At 40.9% G+C, this 16967-nt stretch carries 19 protein-coding genes; 17 read left to right on the plus strand and 2 right to left on the minus strand.

Going from position 1 to position 16967, the window contains the following annotated elements; translation table 11 throughout:
• Positions 1 to 12 precede the first annotated feature (12 nt).
• The 5 genes from AB5123_RS07480 to nspC are packed head-to-tail and all read left to right on the plus strand — an operon-like array spanning position 13 to position 2228.
• Positions 13 to 252 carry a hypothetical protein gene (locus AB5123_RS07480; protein ID WP_117891712.1) on the plus strand — a complete coding sequence of 80 codons (240 nt, stop codon included), beginning with the start codon at positions 13 to 15 and terminating at the stop codon, positions 250 to 252.
• Between the two features lie 12 nt (positions 253 to 264).
• The gene (locus tag AB5123_RS07485; protein WP_022288395.1) at positions 265 to 495 is read left to right on the plus strand and encodes a hypothetical protein; all 231 of its coding nucleotides are present in this window, start codon (positions 265 to 267) and stop codon (positions 493 to 495) included.
• Positions 476 to 796 carry a YbjQ family protein gene (locus tag AB5123_RS07490; protein ID WP_038673184.1) on the plus strand — a complete coding sequence of 107 codons (321 nt, stop codon included), beginning with the start codon at positions 476 to 478 and terminating at the stop codon, positions 794 to 796. The genes AB5123_RS07485 and AB5123_RS07490 overlap by 20 nt, the downstream gene beginning before the upstream one ends.
• The gene (locus tag AB5123_RS07495) at positions 797 to 1081 is read left to right on the plus strand and encodes a hypothetical protein (protein WP_046439728.1); all 285 of its coding nucleotides are present in this window, start codon (positions 797 to 799) and stop codon (positions 1079 to 1081) included. It abuts the gene before it with no gap.
• Between the two features lie 16 nt (positions 1082 to 1097).
• Positions 1098 to 2228, plus strand: coding sequence for a carboxynorspermidine decarboxylase (gene nspC / locus AB5123_RS07500; protein WP_117856396.1), 1131 nt, complete (start codon positions 1098 to 1100; stop codon positions 2226 to 2228).
• A 47-nt stretch (positions 2229 to 2275) separates the two neighbouring features.
• Here nspC and AB5123_RS07505 read toward each other — a convergent pair whose 3' ends face one another.
• On the minus strand, positions 2276 to 3061 hold the full coding sequence (locus AB5123_RS07505; RefSeq protein ID WP_038671740.1) for a Cof-type HAD-IIB family hydrolase: 786 nt from the start codon (positions 3059 to 3061) through the stop codon (positions 2276 to 2278).
• A gap of 427 nt (positions 3062 to 3488) precedes the next feature.
• Between AB5123_RS07505 and AB5123_RS07510 the strand changes: the two genes are divergently transcribed.
• Positions 3489 to 5759, plus strand: coding sequence for an LTA synthase family protein (locus AB5123_RS07510; RefSeq protein WP_337811883.1), 2271 nt, complete (start codon positions 3489 to 3491; stop codon positions 5757 to 5759).
• 105 nt (positions 5760 to 5864) lie between these two features.
• On the opposite strand, the gene rpmB is transcribed toward AB5123_RS07510, so the two are convergent.
• Positions 5865 to 6050 carry a 50S ribosomal protein L28 gene (gene rpmB, locus AB5123_RS07515; protein ID WP_022288401.1) on the minus strand — a complete coding sequence of 62 codons (186 nt, stop codon included), beginning with the start codon at positions 6048 to 6050 and terminating at the stop codon, positions 5865 to 5867.
• A 248-nt stretch (positions 6051 to 6298) separates the two neighbouring features.
• Here rpmB and AB5123_RS07520 point away from each other — a divergent pair, with 248 nt between their 5' ends.
• The 11 genes from AB5123_RS07520 to AB5123_RS07570 all read left to right on the plus strand — a co-directional run bounded on the left by AB5123_RS07520 (position 6299) and on the right by AB5123_RS07570 (position 16883).
• Positions 6299 to 6964 (plus strand): site-2 protease family protein, encoded by a 666-nt coding sequence (locus tag AB5123_RS07520; protein ID WP_038671741.1) that lies wholly within the window; start codon positions 6299 to 6301, stop codon positions 6962 to 6964.
• Positions 6965 to 6990: 26 nt separating this feature from the next.
• Positions 6991 to 8193, plus strand: a complete 1203-nt coding sequence (locus AB5123_RS07525; protein ID WP_337811882.1) for a segregation/condensation protein A — start codon at positions 6991 to 6993, stop codon at positions 8191 to 8193.
• 20 nt (positions 8194 to 8213) lie between these two features.
• Entirely contained in the window at positions 8214 to 8777 is a 564-nt protein-coding gene (gene scpB / locus AB5123_RS07530) for an SMC-Scp complex subunit ScpB (protein WP_022288404.1), read from the plus strand.
• Positions 8778 to 8796: 19 nt separating this feature from the next.
• Positions 8797 to 9801 (plus strand): hypothetical protein, encoded by a 1005-nt coding sequence (locus AB5123_RS07535; RefSeq protein WP_368364655.1) that lies wholly within the window; start codon positions 8797 to 8799, stop codon positions 9799 to 9801.
• Between the two features lie 20 nt (positions 9802 to 9821).
• Complete coding sequence (gene ytfJ, locus AB5123_RS07540) at positions 9822 to 10205, plus strand: GerW family sporulation protein (protein ID WP_337812579.1); 384 nt, start codon at positions 9822 to 9824, stop codon at positions 10203 to 10205.
• A gap of 90 nt (positions 10206 to 10295) precedes the next feature.
• Entirely contained in the window at positions 10296 to 11426 is a 1131-nt protein-coding gene (locus tag AB5123_RS07545) for a D-alanyl-D-alanine carboxypeptidase family protein (protein ID WP_368364657.1), read from the plus strand.
• Positions 11427 to 11463: 37 nt separating this feature from the next.
• Positions 11464 to 12195 (plus strand): pseudouridine synthase, encoded by a 732-nt coding sequence (locus AB5123_RS07550; RefSeq protein WP_368364656.1) that lies wholly within the window; start codon positions 11464 to 11466, stop codon positions 12193 to 12195.
• Positions 12196 to 12428: 233 nt separating this feature from the next.
• Entirely contained in the window at positions 12429 to 13811 is a 1383-nt protein-coding gene (locus AB5123_RS07555) for a carboxyl transferase domain-containing protein (RefSeq protein WP_256322486.1), read from the plus strand.
• A 38-nt stretch (positions 13812 to 13849) separates the two neighbouring features.
• Positions 13850 to 14212 carry a biotin/lipoyl-containing protein gene (locus AB5123_RS07560; protein ID WP_117957940.1) on the plus strand — a complete coding sequence of 121 codons (363 nt, stop codon included), beginning with the start codon at positions 13850 to 13852 and terminating at the stop codon, positions 14210 to 14212.
• Positions 14213 to 14249: 37 nt separating this feature from the next.
• Positions 14250 to 15647 carry an oxaloacetate decarboxylase subunit alpha gene (locus AB5123_RS07565; RefSeq protein ID WP_022288411.1) on the plus strand — a complete coding sequence of 466 codons (1398 nt, stop codon included), beginning with the start codon at positions 14250 to 14252 and terminating at the stop codon, positions 15645 to 15647.
• 108 nt (positions 15648 to 15755) lie between these two features.
• Positions 15756 to 16883, plus strand: coding sequence for a DUF4317 domain-containing protein (locus AB5123_RS07570; protein ID WP_302838982.1), 1128 nt, complete (start codon positions 15756 to 15758; stop codon positions 16881 to 16883).
• Positions 16884 to 16967: the final 84 nt, after the last annotated feature.

Here is a 16967-nt window from a genome sequence, read left to right on the forward strand (position 1 = left end):
GGAGAACAAAAAATGAAGATCGAAGAAGCTTTTGCGAGATATCTCGGACAAGAGGTGCTTGTCTATACAGTTTCGCAGGGAGGCTCGCTTTCATCAGTTATAGACTGCACACTTGAAGAGATAGGCGATGGCTGGGTGAGTGTTACTCAGGGTGATGACCGAAACGAAAGTATCGTGAATACAGCCAATATCATCAGGATAAGAGAGTATCCACGAAACAAAAACGGCAAAAAGAAAATGGTTTTTGATTAAAGGTGACGAAAAGTGAAAACCAAAACAAAAAAAATGATAGCACCAGTTGTGATAGTTGCTTTGATATCTATTTATTATATAGCTATTGGCGTTATTTTTGCATATATGAATGGTGTTCCTATGCTTGCAAAGATAATTGCTCTGGTAGTTCCTGCATTGCTGTCAGGCGTTGCGATAACGGTGCTTATTCAGCGTATAAAAGAAATAAAGAAGGGCGAAGATGATGATCTTAGTAAATACTGATTATATTTCTGGCAAAAAGCTTGAAATGCTTGGGCTTGTCAAAGGCTCAACTATCCAGACCAAAAATGTCGGAAAGGATATCATGCAGAGCTTTAAAAATCTTGTTGGCGGAGAACTTACTGCCTATAATGAGATGATGAATGATGCAAGAGCTCTTGCCACGAAGAGAATGGTGGTTGAAGCTGAACAATTGGGTGCTGATGCAGTAGTTAATATAAGATATGCTTCATCTGCTATTGCGGCAGGCGCGGCTGAGGTGATTGCATACGGAACAGCAGTAAAATTTATGGGGGACGAGTAAATGATATTGATGATAGACGATGTTAAAATGGTAAATGCTGATATGTTTTACCCATATGTCAGCAAGGCGCTTGCTCATGATATGGATTCTATAGCTAACGGCGACAAGCTTTATGAGAAGCTATGTGAAGTCGAAGAGCCATTGGAAATAATGATACATGACTTTGACGATATTCCTGAGGAGAGTCTTGAATTTGCCAAGGGTGTTCTTAGTGTTTTTATGGACGCAAGAATGAAAAACAAAAATATTACAGTAAACTTTATCAACGATGGTTCATATAGATGAGCTGTGGAGGAAAAGAATGTTTGATATTTCTAAGGTGAAAACCCCTTGTTATGTTGTTGACGAAGCAAAGCTTCTAAAAAATCTGACTATCTTGGATAATGTCATGGAGAAAACGGGTTGTAAAATACTTTTGGCACAGAAAGCTTTTTCCATGTATAGCACATATCCTATGATATCACAGCACTTGAAAGGCACTACCGCCAGCGGTCTTTATGAGGCAAAGCTTGGCAGGGAAGAGTTTGACGGAGAAGTTCATGTTTATTCTCCTGCATACACAGAAAAGGACATGAATGAGCTTGTTCAGATATGCGATCATATCGTGTTCAACTCACCAAAACAGTGGCAGAAATTCAAGGGCATTGTTGAAAAAAGCGACAGGAAGATATCCTGTGGAATAAGGTGCAATCCTGAGTATTCGGAGATCGAAACAGATATCTACAATCCATGCTTCAAAAATTCAAGGCTCGGAACAACTTTAGATAATTTTGATGACAGTCTTATTGATGGCATAGATGGTCTGCATTTTCATACTATGTGTGAGCAAGGCTCTGATGTGCTAAAAAGAACGATACCACATATTGAGGAGAAGTTCGGAAAGTATCTTTACAATATGAAATGGATAAATCTTGGTGGTGGACATCACATAACCCGTGATGACTATGACCTAGATACCCTTATCGAGTGTGTGAATTATCTTCATGACAAATATGGTGTTCAGGTTTATCTTGAGCCTGGTGAGGCTGTTGCACTCAATGCAGGATATCTTGTTTCAGAGGTGATAGACACGGCTAAAAACGGCATGGATCTTGCTATCCTTGACGCATCAGCAGCCTGTCATATGCCTGACGTTCTGGAAATGCCTTACCGACCGAATATCATCGGTTCAGGGCAGGCAGACGAAAAGGCTTACACATATCGCCTTGGCGGTCCGACCTGTCTTGCAGGAGATATAATCGGGGATTATTCCTTTGATAAGCCGCTTAAAGAGGGTGACAGGCTTGTTTTCTGTGATATGGCTATATATTCCATGTGTAAAAACAACACTTTCAACGGAATGCCTTTGCCGTCAATATATCTTCAAAAGCTTGACGGCGAGTTGGAGCTTATAAAAGAGTTCGGCTATGATGATTTTAAAATGAGATTATAAGAAAAAGCGGTCTGATTTTTGGTCAGATCGCTTTGTTTATGTTTTATTTATGCAAGGCAGTGTTTTTCGATTTCTTTCATAACGCTGTTGTCATTGTTTGAGCCTGTCATGAAATTTGCTACCTTTTTAATAGACTCATGAGCATTTGACATTGCAAAGCTGTAGTAAGAATTGTTGAGCATATCAACATCGTTAAGATAATCGCCGAAAGCCATGGTTTCTTCATATCGTACTCCAATGCGGTTTTCTATGGTTCGCAGTGCAGTGCCTTTTGTTACGCCTTTATTCATTATATCCGTCCAGTATTTACCTGAAAGCTGCACGTTGAAATTTTCGCCGAAGCGTTCTTCAAGCTTGCAGTAGCCGTCATTTTCAATGCCGCTTTCTTCAAAAACGGCTATCTTGAAAATATCATCGTCGACAAGGGTGAGATCCTCCATCTTTACTTGATTTACATAGTATGAAGCTATTTCTTGGTGCTGACTATCATTTCTTGAGTTATGCCATGTGCCATTTTTTCCGCAAAGAAGGACTGTAAGTCCTAATTTGTCGCAAAATCTAACAGCTTCTTTAACGGTATCCTTTGGCAACACTGAAACCGAAAGAAGTTTTCCTTTATCAACAACATATGCACCATTGTCGCAAATAAATGTCATGTCGTCAAGATATTCAGAAAACTGTTTTTTTAGCGTGCAGTAGCTTCTGCCACTTGAAATAACAAATCTGATATTTTTATTAAACAGCCGTTTTACTATGTTGTCAAAATTTTTGGGAAGCTGCTTGTTATCGTCAAGCAAAGTGCCGTCCATGTCAGTTGCAATAAGTTTTATCATTGTTTTCCTCCGTGATCATTGTTATGCTCAGACATTCATATTATAATGTATTTCTATACTATTTTCAATTATTTTTGATTTTTGACAAAAAACTTTGTCGATTTTAATATATTTATTCCATATAAACAAAAGCACATTGAGATTATTGTACAGTTAAATTATTTGAACATACATAAAATGTAAATTGTTTTACACGATTATTACAAAAGTGAAAAATAGCTGAAATTTCAGCTTAATTTGTTGACATTAAGGTTCAATGGGAGTAAAATATACTTTGTTCAAGGAATATTGCCTTTAAATTAGTTGGCTTGTTTGAGGAAAGTTTTGTGTATTTCACTGAAAAGGTTTTAATATGCTTGACTTTTATCAGAAAAAATTATACAATATTCTTTGCGACTGAATAAAGTAAATTGAAAAGGAGATATAAATGAATAAGGTCATAACAAAGATCCGCAGTGGAATAGGCGGATACCTGAAGGATAACATCTTGTTTCTAACATTTGTATTTGCATCTGTTCTGAATGGATTTCTTCTTAGAGCATTTACTGTTAAGTTTAATTACAGCCAGATAAAACCGCTCATGGCTGATATGGCAGTTATACTGTTGCTTGCTCTAATTTCATATGTGTTTAAAAAGCCAAGAAAGCAATTTGTATATTTGCTTGTACTCACCATAATTTTTTCTATTCTTTGTACGGCAAATTCTATATACTATACAAATTATAAGTCGTTTATCTCAGTATCGCTTATTTCAACGGCTTCACAGCTCGGCGGAGTAATGGACGCTGTTACTGAGAACATCATGGAACCAAAGGATCTTATTTTCCTGTGGGATATCCCTGTGATCATAGTTGTGTACATACTTCTTAAAAGACGTACAAGAGATTATATCACCGAGGTCAAGGAAAAGAGAAAGCGCCGTGGATATGCTCTTGGAACATTTTGTGTTTCCATAGGTCTTGCAGGAATATTTTGCTCAACACTTACCGGCACTGATTATTCAAGACTTGCTAAGCAGTGGAACAGAGAATATGTTCTTGGCACTTTTGGTCTTTACACATATCAGTTCAGCGATGTTATTTCCTGCACTCATGCGAAAATAAATATGATGTTTGGTTACGAGGAAAGCGAGGAGGTTTTCAATAAGTTCTATGACGATAAGTCAAAGACTGAAGAAACTTCCGAAAAGAGTAACAAGTACACAAATATTTTCAAGGATAAGAACATTATAGTTATCCATGCTGAAAGTTTTCAGCAATTCTGTATGGATACATATATAAACGGAGAAGAGCTTACACCTAATATGAACAAGCTTGCGAGAGAGGGTCTTTATTTCTCAAATTTCTATGCTCAAGAGAGCGTGGGAACAAGCTCAGATAGCGAGTTTACCTTTGCTTCTTCACTTATGCCAGCTTCAAGCGGTACAGTTGCTATCAACTATTGGGACAGAGATTACACAACTACCCAGAAAATGCTTAAGAAGAAGGGCTATTATACTTTCAGTATGCACGGCAACAACGGCTCTTACTGGAACAGACTTAATCTGCATCATTCCCTTGGTTATGATGATTTCTTTAACTATAACAAAGATTTTAACATTGATGAAACTATTGGTCTTGGTCTGTCAGATAAATCGTTCTTCAGACAGGCAGTGCCAAAGATCGAGAAGATAAACAAGGAGCATGATAAGTGGTATGGTGCGTTCCTTATGCTCACAAACCATACGCCGTTTACTGACATTGAGCGTGTGAGCGACTATGAGGTAGATTTCAAGTATAAGATGTACAACGAAGAGGACGGAATGTATGAGGAAAAATCTGCACCGTTCCTTGAGGGTACAAAGCTTGGATCTTATTTTAAGTCTGTTCACTATGCAGATCAGGCTATCGGTCAGTTCATGACAGAACTTGACAATGCAGGACTTCTTGATAACACTGTAGTTGTTATTTATGGTGACCATGACGCAAAGATAAAGGCAGAGGAGTATGACCGATATTTCAACTATAATCCATTTACTGATTCTGTTCTTACTGAGGATGACGAGGGCTATGTTCCTGTTGACGATTTCTACTACAATCTTAACAGAAAAGTGCCGTTCATAATATGGTCGAAAGACGGCGGATATGAGCCTACAGAGGTCAAGCAGATAATGGGTATGTATGACGTTCAGCCAACACTTGGAAATATGTTTGGCTTCTCAAATGTCTATGCACTTGGTCATGATATCTTTTCTGTTGCTGATAACGAGGAAAATGTTGTTATCTTCCCAAACGGCAATTTTGTAACAGATACTGTTTACTATGATAGCCAGAAAAACACATATTTTGATCTTACGGATTACAAAAATGTGGCAACGGCGGTGTCATGCAATCAAGTATATAAAGATGATCCTAACCCAGTGTATATGGACGACAATCAGGGTCTGTTCAAGACCACTGTGAATGAAACGTACTGTCAGGATTCTTGTAACGCACGAATAAACGATGGTGTTGTGGACGAGGATTATATCAGTAACTATTCAAATTATGCCGAGGAGCGAATTAACATTTCCAATGCTATAATCTACTATGATATGATATATAAGACCGACCACGGTTTCAGTAACAACAATATGAACAGTGACAATTCATCGTCAGGTGCTAATTCTGTTTTTGCACCGCCTGAGAATAAGAGAACATTTGGCAGACACGCTGCATAATAAAAATCGGAGCAGAGTATGACACTCGGCTCCGGTTTTTTTGTATCTTAAAAAGCATAAAAAAAAGACTAGCGAAGCTAGTCGATTTTTTGGAATATTCAAGCATTAAGCTCTTTCTACCTTACCTGAACGCAGGCATCTTGAGCAAGCGTAAATGTGACAAGGAGTGCCGTTTACAACAGCTTTAACTCTCTTTACATTTGGCTTCCAAGTTCTGTTTGTTCTTCTGTGTGAGTGTGATACCTTGATACCAAAAGTAACGCCCTTACCGCAGATTTCGCATTTTGCCATTACGCTGCACCTCCTTTACCCTTAAAAATGCAATACTATTATTCACAATATTAAATATTATAGCATAACTGAAAAGAAATTGCAAGAGCTTTTTGAGATTTTTTTTGAAATTTCCGTAAAATCGTATATATTTATAGTTTTCGATTAAAAATAAAGACAAAATGCCTTGAAATTTCATTGAAAATAGTGTATAATTACACTTGTGATTTGTGTAATTTTGTTTTGAAATGACAGGAGGTCATGAAAATATGGATCCGCAGAAAATTCTTGATTACGGTGCAAAGCTCATCGTAATTTTCATGTGTATACCTATCCATGAGTACGCTCACGCATGGGCGGCAACAAAGCTTGGGGATGATACCCCACGCTATCAGGGGAGACTTTCCCTTAACCCTCTTGCACATCTTGACCCTATTGGTGCATTGTGCATATTCTTCATAGGTTTTGGTTGGGGTAAACCTGTTCAGGTAAACCCTATCAGGTTTAAGAATTATAGGAAGGGCATGGCACTCACGGCAGCCGCAGGTCCTATTTCAAATATCATAATGGGACTTATCGGAATAGTTCTTTATAAGCTTTTCTATGTGCTTTATATAGTGCATTATTCTATAGCTCTTTACTATGTGTCGCTTATATTATATTACTTTACAGCTATAAACGTGGGACTTGCAGTGTTCAACCTTATACCTATCCCGCCGCTTGACGGTCAGAAGATACTTTCTTACTTTACAAGCAGTAAGGTAGATCGCTTTATGGCGCAGTATCAGAACTATATCGCTATTGCATTTATGATACTTGTTGTAACAGGCGTTCTTGATACGCCTATAGGTTGGTTGCAAAATGGTATGTTCTGGATAATGGATAAGCTTACGTTCTGGGTTGACCCTATACTAAAAGCGATATTTTTGAAATAAAACTGTTCATGAAAGGAAAAACGTAAATGAGTGCTGCTCAGTTCAAGCTGGATATGTTTGAAGGACCGCTTGACTTGCTTCTTCACCTTATCAGCAAGCACAAACTGAATATTTACGATATTGAGATATCTTTGCTCCTTGAACAGTATATGGACTATATCAATGATCTTGACCACGAGGATTATGAGGATGCCGCTGATTTTCTTGAAATGGCGGCACGCCTTATATACATAAAGACCTGTTCGCTTCTGCCTCATGACGAGGAGTCAAAAGAGCTTAAAAAAGAGCTTGAAGGCAGGATCATCGAGTATTCTCTGTGCAAACAGGCGGCACAGACTCTCCGTGAAGTTTACGTTGGCGACCTTGTTTTTATAAGGACGGCGATAAAGCTTCCTGTAAACAAGACCTATACCCGTGAGCATGACCCTCAGTGCCTTTATGACGCTTATATGGGCATATCAAAGAAAGCCCGTGAGAGCGTTCCGCTGAAAGCGAAGATGTTCGAGCCGATAGTTTCACATAAGATAGTATCGGTCACATCGAAGATAATCCATGTCCTTAAAAGACTATATAAGCATGGTGAATGCGATATGGGCGACCTTTATGACGGCATGACGGAGAAAAGCGAGAAAGTCGCTACTTTTCTTGCTATATTGGAGCTTACAAAGTCTGGCAGGATATTTCTCAATGACGATAACTCAAAGATTTTTTTCAACAAGGCTTCAAAGAACGGAAAAGTCGAGTCCGACTTCGATAAGCCTGTTGTTATCGAAAGCGAAACGACAGAAGCTGTCCCCGAGCCTGAGCCTATAGAAAATATACTTGACGATGAGCCTGCAGATGAGATAGAAGAAGTTGCTGATGTTGACGCAGAGCGTGAAGAAGCTTCTCAGTTAAAGCGGTATATATCTGCAAAATCCGAGCGCATATCAGGTGAAGTCATTGCGGCGTATGCTCCTGTGAAGTCAGCTGAGGAGGTCATGGCAGAAATGGAGCAGATATCTGAAAAGATAGACAGTATTGATTTATATACCGAGCCTACTATGGCAAAGCCTGAGTCCGAACAGCCTGATGAAGCCACTATGGAGGAGATAAGGCTAATCGAACAGCTTGCGGATATCACCCCTGACACAGTGTTCAAGCCTAATTACTGGGCAAAAAGAAGATATTATTGGGGATATTCACCTGTGGGCGATGACGGAGACAATAATTTCTGGTGCTACGGATAAAATAAGAAAAGGGATAATCTATGGAACATTCAAATATACAGGCAGCCGTCGAGGCTGTGCTTTTTGCAAGCGGAGAGCCTGTGGAGAGCGAGAAGCTATGCGAGGCAGTTGGTATCGTCAAAGATCAGCTTGAGGAAGCTCTTGGCTCTTTGGCGGATAAATACAGCAAGGCTGAAAGCGGAATTACGCTTCTGAGCCTTAATGGGTCATATCAGCTTGCCACAAAAGAAGAGCTTGCGACATTCATTAAGGCGGCTTTGGAGATAAAGAAAAACTCTGTTCTTAGCCCTGCGGCAATGGAGACGCTGACAATAGTCGCATACAATCAGCCTGTAACAAAGGGCTTTGTCGAACACGTCAGGGGAGTTGACTCCTCGGGAGTTGTAAATTCTCTCGTAGATAAGGGTTTGCTTGCAGAAGCGGGAAGACTTGACCTGCCTGGCAGACCTATTGCATACAAGACGACGGACAATTTTCTCCGTTGTTTCAGGCTGTCAAGCCTGGACGATCTGCCGCCTATCCCTGATAAGCAGGAGCAGATAACCATTGACGAGATAACAAAAGAGAATGATACGGAAGAATAAAGTATGACCGTGAGGGGAGATGATAACGATAATTGTTTTATGGATACTGCTTGGTATTATAGCGGTTATTGTTATCCTGCTGCATTTTTCCATTACGGCACAGATAGATCTGAATAAAAAAGGCTTTGATCTTAAAGTGCGGTATATGTTTTTTGACATTTATCCACGAAAGCCTAAGAAGAAAAAACAGAAAAGATCAAAAAAAGCTGAACTGCCTGAGGATAGTTTTGATGATTTTGAGGAGTTTGAGGACAATATTGAAGAAAGCTTACCTATCCCACAGATTGATGATACGCCTGATAAAACAGGAGAAGTGTCCGAGCAAATTGTTGAAGCTAAGCCTGAAAAAATAGAAAATAATGAAGCAGATGAAAATGTCAGCGTGGCTGAGATAGAGGATAAGCAGGAAGATATCTCTGATATTGATATTGATACCAATGTTGAAGCTGGTGCAGAGGACAAACCCGAGAAAATAACTGTGAAGCAGGAGAAAAAGGGCTTTGCCGGAAAGCTTTTTCATAAAAAGGATAAGGGTGAAAAGAAGCCGGTTTCCAAATCTAAAGAAAAGAAAAAAAGCAAGTTCTATGAGCTGAAAGCGCAGTATAAAAAGGTGAAGCCTTATATTCCAATGGGCTGGAAATATTTCAAAAAGCTTCTGAAAGCTATACGCTTTACAGACACAAGGATAGTTCTTGACGTTGGAAAAGAGGACGCTTACGAAGCGGCTATGCTATACGGCAAGGTGCAGGCAGGGCTTTTCAATACCATTGCAATACTTGCGGGTGTTTTTACAGTAAAGCTTAAAAAAGCTGATGTGAACTGCATTTTTGATGAAAAAAAGTTCGGATATGACGTTCATACCCTAGTCAGGGTAAGACCAAGCACTTTTATAGCAATAGGGTTTTGCACGGGCGTTAATTTTCTTAAAATATATCTTTCAGGCAGACGTAAGAAAAAGCGTGCTGCCAAGCGCCGCAGTAAAGAGCTTGCGGCTAAGAAGAATGAAGTTAAAGCAACAAATTGAAATACGAAAGGTTGAGAAAAATGAGCGAAAGTACAAAGATCGAGGGACTTGTTAAAACTGCAATGGACAAGGTCCGTGAAATGGCAGACTGCGAAACTGTTGTGGGCAAGCCTATCGTTACCGCAGATGGTACTACTATAATCCCAGTTTCAAAGATATCAGTGGGCTTTGCATCGGGTGGCTCCGACTTGCCAACAAAAAGCACAAAGGAAACGTTCGGCGGTGGCTCAGGAGGAGGAGTAACTATCCAGCCTATCGCTTTTATCGCTGTTTACAAGGGCGAAGCAAAGCTTTTACAGCTTTCAATGAATGCGACAAAGGAAAACGCTATCATAAATATGGTACCTGAGGTAATAGATAAGATAACAGATTTTCTTGGCAAAAAGTCTGACGACGAGGACTAAGACGAGGAATAATTTTACTGAATTTTAAAAGCACAAGTGAGCAAACTAATCCTTGAAATTGATTTTAAGGGTGTGGTTTGTTTGAAATGCGTGACGGTATTTATTTGTACGGTCATGATGATGTGCTTTTGCTGTATGAATGTCAGCGCTGACGATCTCAGTGAGATATCCGCGAAGAGTGCTATAGTTATAGACGGTGAAACAGGTGATGTGCTGTTCGAGAAAAACGCCTATGAAAGGCGTCCGATGGCAAGCACTACCAAAATAATGTCTGTGCTTCTTGTGCTTGAAAGTGGTGAAGATCTTGACAAGCAGTTCGTGGTAGACAGCGAAGCTATAAAGGTCGAAGGCTCGTCCATGGGTCTTCAAGATGGTGACAAAGTCACTCTACGCGATTTATGCTGTGGCATGCTTCTTCCAAGCGGAAATGATGCTGCAAATGCTGCTGCGGTAAGAGTGGCAGGAAGTATCGGCAAGTTCGTTCAGCTTATGAACAAAAAGGCTGAACAATTGGAGCTTAATGATACTCATTTTGTAACGCCGTCAGGGCTTGATGATGATACAGATGAGCATTATTCCACTGCAGCGGATATGGCAAAGCTTGCAGCGGAAGCAATGAAAAATGAAGATTTCAGGGCTATATGTCACCTTGAAAAGGTTGAGTTGTGCTATGGAAACCCACCGTATGACCGCTGGCTAATTAACTCAAACAAGCTTTTAAAAAGCTGTGAGGGTATTGTGGGCGTAAAAACGGGGTTTACGGACAAGGCGAGGAGATGTCTTGTTTCAGCCTGTGACAGAAAGAATAAAGAGCTTATATGCGTTACCTTGAATGCTCCTGATGATTGGAATGATCACTCAAAGCTCTATGATTATTGCTTTGATTTTGTATCTAAACAGAAGCTTCCACTGGATAAAAGTAGTTTTGATGTTGCAGTTGTTGGCGGAGTGAACGACAGTGTGAAATGTAAGGTAGGGCATACAAGTGCAGTGCTTTTGAACGGCAGGGCTTACAAAGTCAAGATAAAGATATATCTGCCAAGGTTTGTTTATGCGCCTGTGAAAAGTGGAGATAAAATAGGGCTGGCATTGTTTTACTACAATGATGTGGAAATAGCCCGAACGGATATCACGGCGGTGGAAGATGCGATGCTTGCAGAGCCTGAAAAGCCAGATATATTCCACTATTATCTAGATAAGCTGAAAAAATTGTTTGCATAACGGCTCAATGTGAGCCGTACATAAATAAGGAGAAAATATGGAAAAGATTCGTATACAGAAAATAATGTCTGACAGTGGTGTTTGTTCAAGAAGAAAGGCAGAGGAGTATATCTCACAGGGAAGGGTAAAGGTCAATGGCAGACCTTGCAAGCTTGGCGACAAGGCTTTGGCAGGCAAGGATATAATCACCCTTGACGGGGAAAAAATATATGTTGCCAAGAAAAGACAGCTTTATTATATCATGCTCCATAAGCCAAGAGGATATGTTACCACAATGAGCGATGAGCTTGATAGAAAGTGCGTAACCGAGCTTCTAACAAAAGTGCCTGAAAGAGTTTATCCTATTGGCAGACTTGACAAGAACTCAGAGGGACTGTTACTTTTCACAAATGACGGAAATTTTGCCAATGATATCATGCACCCTTCAAGGCATGTCGCTAAGACTTATCGTGTTACAGTAAGACCTGACATAAACGATGAGCAGCTCATAAAGCTTGCTTCAGGAGTTGAAATAGACGGCAAAATGACACAGGAGTGTTCAGTTGTTGTGCTCGACAAACAGCCTGGCAGGGTTGTGCTTCAAATGACTATCCATGAGGGCAGGAATCGTCAGATAAGAAAAATGTGCGAAGCTGTGGGACTTGAAGTCGCAAGACTAAAGCGCACTGCCATCGGTCCGGTTAAACTGGGTATGCTAAAACCAGGTGAGTATAGAGAGCTTAAACCTGACGAGCTAAGGGCTTTAAGAAATGCTATCACCAAAAAATAACGCTTATCGAGGGTCTCTTTTTGTCAGGAGGCCCTTTGCTATTGTGCAAAATGCTTAATAATATGCGTGTATCGATATTGATTATGCTACTAAACGTAAAATATGCGGAAATAGGTCAATTTACTCTTGTAAATTTGGCGAAAAAATAGTATAATATTAAGTGTATAAATATGATAAAATCCAGTAGTTTTGCGTTATTTTATCACAAAAATTATTTGAATGGAGGAAACTGTATGTCTGATTCAATTTCTACTCTTGCTGAGCTTAAAGCTGCGTCGCAGACTCCTACTGCTGCAAGAAACAGGCTGACATATTTGTTTGACGAAGGAAAATTTACAGAGCTTGACGCTTATGCTGCTGCGGGTGACTCCCTTGCTGGAGTTATTACTGCTTTTGGCTATGTTGAGGGTAATCCTGTATATGCTTTTTCTCAGGACGTGACTGTTAAGGACGGTGCTTTGACAGAGGCACAGGCAAAGAAGATAGCAAAGGTTTATGACCTTGCTGCTAAGACAGGAGTTCCTGTTGTCGGAATATTCGATTCTTATGGTGCTGACGTAAGCGACGGTTCAAAGGCTCTCAATGCTTATGGTGAACTGCTTATGTGGACTTCTAACCTTTCAGGTGTTGTTCCTCAGATAGCTGTTGTCGCTGGCACTTGTGCAGGCTGTGCAGCAATGCTCGCTGAGTCTGCTGACTTCACTGTTATCGCAAAGGATGCTGAGCTTTATGTTGCACCAAATGCAAACATAAAGAACTCTGCTGAAAATGCTGCTGAAAACGGCACTGCTGCTGTTGTTTGTGAGGACGATAAGGCTGCTGTTGAGGCTGCAAAGAATATACTTACAAAACTTCCACAGAACAACCTTTCACCAGTACCAATGTATGAATTTGCTGATCCAACTGAGGCTGTTGGTGATGACGCTGACGGCATTGCAAAGGCTGTTTGCGATGGTGAAAGTGTAACTGAGCTTAATGCTGAGTATGGCAAGGCTTCTTATACAGCACTTGCAACACTTGGCGGTGCTACAGTCGGCGTTGTTGCTACTAACAAGACAGGCGACAAGCTTACGTCTGCTGATTGCTCAAAGATCGCAAGATTTGTAAGAACTTGTGACGCTTACGCTATCCCTGTTGTAACTTTTGTTGATACAGAGGGCTTTAAGGCTGATGATGATACTGAGGCTTACGGTGCTGTGAAGGATATGGCTAAGCTGTGCCACGCTTACGCTGAGGCTACTACTATTAAACTTGCTGTTGTTACAGGTAAGGCTTATGGTCCTGCATTCATCGCTCTTGCCGGCAAGGGTTCAAATGCTGACCTGTCATTTGCTCTTGATACCGCTGTTATCTCTGCACTTGCTCCTGTTACTGCTGTTGAATTCCTTCAGCATGACGAGCTTAAGGGTGCTGCTGATCTTACTGCAGCAAGAAACACTCTTGCTGATAAGTTCGCTAAGGAGAATGCCTCTGCTGCTGTTGCTGCAAAGAACGGCTGTGTTGACGGCATAATCGCTAAGAACGAGATCAGACAGACACTTATGGATTCTATCGAGGTAATGGCAGGAAAGAGAATTTCCAGACTGCCTAAGAAACACAGCAATATTCAGTTGTGATAAACATATCAAATTAAAAAGATTGGTGGTTTTTTAAGATGAAAAGATATAATATTACAGTAAACGGAAAAGCTTATGACGTTGCAGTTGAAGAAGTTGGCGGAAGTGCCGCTGTTGCTCCTGTAGCCGCTGCCCCTGTTGCAGCCGCTCCTGCTGCTCCAGCTCCAGCCGCTGCACCTGTTGCGGATGGCACAAAGGTAACAGCTCCAATGCCTGGTACTATCCTTGACATCAAGGTAGCTGTGGGCGACACTGTTAAGTCTGGTCAGGCTATTTGCGTACTTGAGGCTATGAAAATGGAAAATGACGTTAACGCTCCTTGCGACGGTAAGGTACTGAGCGTTAATACAACTAAGGGCTCTGCTGTTGAGACTGGTGCAGTTCTTGCTGTTATCGGCTAATAACATTCCTGAAAAATAACGAAAGGATCGATTTAAAATGGCAAAGCTTAAAATAACTGAAACTGTCCTCCGTGACGCTCATCAGTCACTTCTCGCTACAAGAATGTCAATGGACGATATGCGTGAGATACTTCCTGAGATCGACAAGATTGGTTTTTATTCTGCTGAGTGTTGGGGCGGTGCTACATTTGACTCATGTATCAGATTCTTAAATGAAGATCCATGGGAAAGACTTCGTATACTTAGAAAAGAAATGCCTAACACAAAGCTCCAGATGCTTTTCAGAGGTCAGAATATGCTTGGCTACCGTCACTATGCTGATGACCTTGTTGAGTATTTTGTACAGAAGTCTATTGCAAATGGTATTGATATCATCAGAATTTTTGACGCACTGAACGATATCAGAAACCTTGAAACAGCTATCAAGGCTGCTAAGAAGGAAAATGGTCACGCTCAGGTTGCTATCTCGTACACACTTGGCGAGGTATTTACTCATGAGTATTACATGAACTATGCAAAGCAGATCGAGAATGCAGGTGCAGATTCTATCTGTATCAAGGATATGGCGGCTCTTCTGACTCCATATGAGGCTGAAACACTTGTTAAGGACCTCAAGTCAGCAGTTAAAATTCCTATCCAGCTGCATACACACTATACATCAGGTCTTGCATCTATGTGTATCCTCAAGGCAGTTGAGGCTGGCGTTGACGGCGTTGATACAGCAATGTCACCACTTGCTCTTGGTACATCTCATGCACCAACTGAGTCTATAGTTGCTACATTCAAGGGCACTGAGTATGACACAGGTCTTGACCTTGTTAAGCTCAACGTGATAAGAGATTACTTCATGAAACTCAGAAAGAAGTACATCGACAATGGTCTGCTTGACCCTTCAATGCTCGCTACAAATACAAATGCACTTCTGTATCAGGTCCCTGGCGGAATGCTTTCAAACCTCCTTTCACAGCTGAAACAGGCTGGCAAGGCAGATCAGCTTGACGACGTTCTCAAGGAAGTTCCAAAGGTTCGTAAGGACGCAGGTTATCCACCACTTGTTACACCTACATCACAGATCGTTGGTACACAGGCTGTGTTTAACGTAATCATGGGTGAGAGATACAAGACAGTAACTAAGGAGTTCAAGGGACTTGTTAAGGGTGAGTACGGTAAGACACCAGTTGCTATCGACCCTGAGTTCCAGAAGAAGATTCTTGGCGACGAAGAGCCTATCACTTGCCGTCCTGCTGACCTTCTCCAGCCAGAGTTTGAAACAATGAAGAAAGAGGCTGCTGAGTGGACAGAGCAGGAGGAAGATATCCTCACATATGCAATGTTCCCTAAGGTTGCACCTAAGTTCTTCAAGGACAGACGTGATAGAAAGTACGGCGTTGACGGTAAGCACTCAGACGCTGAAAATAAGGTTCACCCAGTTTAATAACAATTATCCCACAGTTTCGGCTGTGGGATTTTTTTGTCTGTGGCTCTTGAAAAATCTGTACATTTGTGCTATAATAATTGTACACTTTCTCAGGAGGATGCTAATATGAATAAAAAGGAAATAAATGAAATAAAGAAAAATTTTAATGACGATTGTGGCTTTTTCACTGTAAACCACGTTGTTACGGCTTTTGTGGACGCTGAGAAAAACATAAAGTGCAAGACCAATCAGCTTTACAATACTATTCCGCAGGACGAGGCGGAGCTGATAATGATAAACCTGAAAAAGGTACTCAGCGGTTCTATCGGCAAAAATCTGCTGGAATATTCGTTTCCGAAGGACGCATATCTTGAGGGTGGCGCACAGCCTTTCATGTATGAAACATTGCAAAGCAAGCTGCTTGATGAGGAAAAGGTTGATAATTTTCTCAACGCCATAGTTGAAAAGGTGGAGTATGTGTCTACATATACTATTTTCATGGCACATTGTACATATTCTGTGCTGAAAAAGAACAAAATGGACGAGTTTGAGGACGAAGCTGACACCGATTACAATTTTATAGTGACGGCGCTTTGCCCTGTAAACCTGCGTATTGACGGGCTTGTGTATGATGAGCAGGACAACTCTATCGCTAAGAAAGAGTCATGCGACAGAATTGTTGAACTGCCAAGTGACGGCTTCCTGTTCCCTATTTTCAATGACCGTGCACCAGATATCAACGGAGTGCTTTACTACACGAAAAACGCCAAAAAGCCGAACACTTCCGTTGTGGAAGAGCTTCTGGGTTGTGAGTTCTCAATGACCTGTCAGAACGAAAAGGAAACTTTCAAGGATATCCTCACAAGCGTTGTGGGCGATGAGCTTGACTATGATCTTATCACTGCTGTGAATGACAAGATTTCCACATTTGTTGACCAAAATGCTCATGAAACTGAGATACCGACAATTGACGAACATAAACTTTCGTCCATTCTGTGGGAAGCTGGAGTTAGTCAGGATAAGCTTGATAATCTTCCTAAAGTTTTTGACGCTGCGGCTGGCGGGAAGCCACTCACAGCGGTAAACCTTGTGGAGAAAAGGACCGTAGTTTCTGCTCCAAGCATAACCGTAAATATTGGCAAGGACGCAGTTGACAAGGTAAAAACTCAGATAGTCGATGGCAGAAAGTGCCTTATAATCAATCTTGATGACCCTGAGATAGAGGTCAACGGACTTGAAACTACAATAAAATAAGCACAAAAAAGGGGCTGTAAAAAAAGTCCCCAAGAAAAAAGGCTGCGATCTTGCCAAAAAGCAAGACAGCAGTCTTTTTTTGTG

Source organism: Ruminococcus sp. RTP21204st1_B2_RTP21204_210225 (assembly GCF_040914135.1).
GTDB lineage: Bacteria > Bacillota > Clostridia > Oscillospirales > Ruminococcaceae > Hominimerdicola > Hominimerdicola aceti.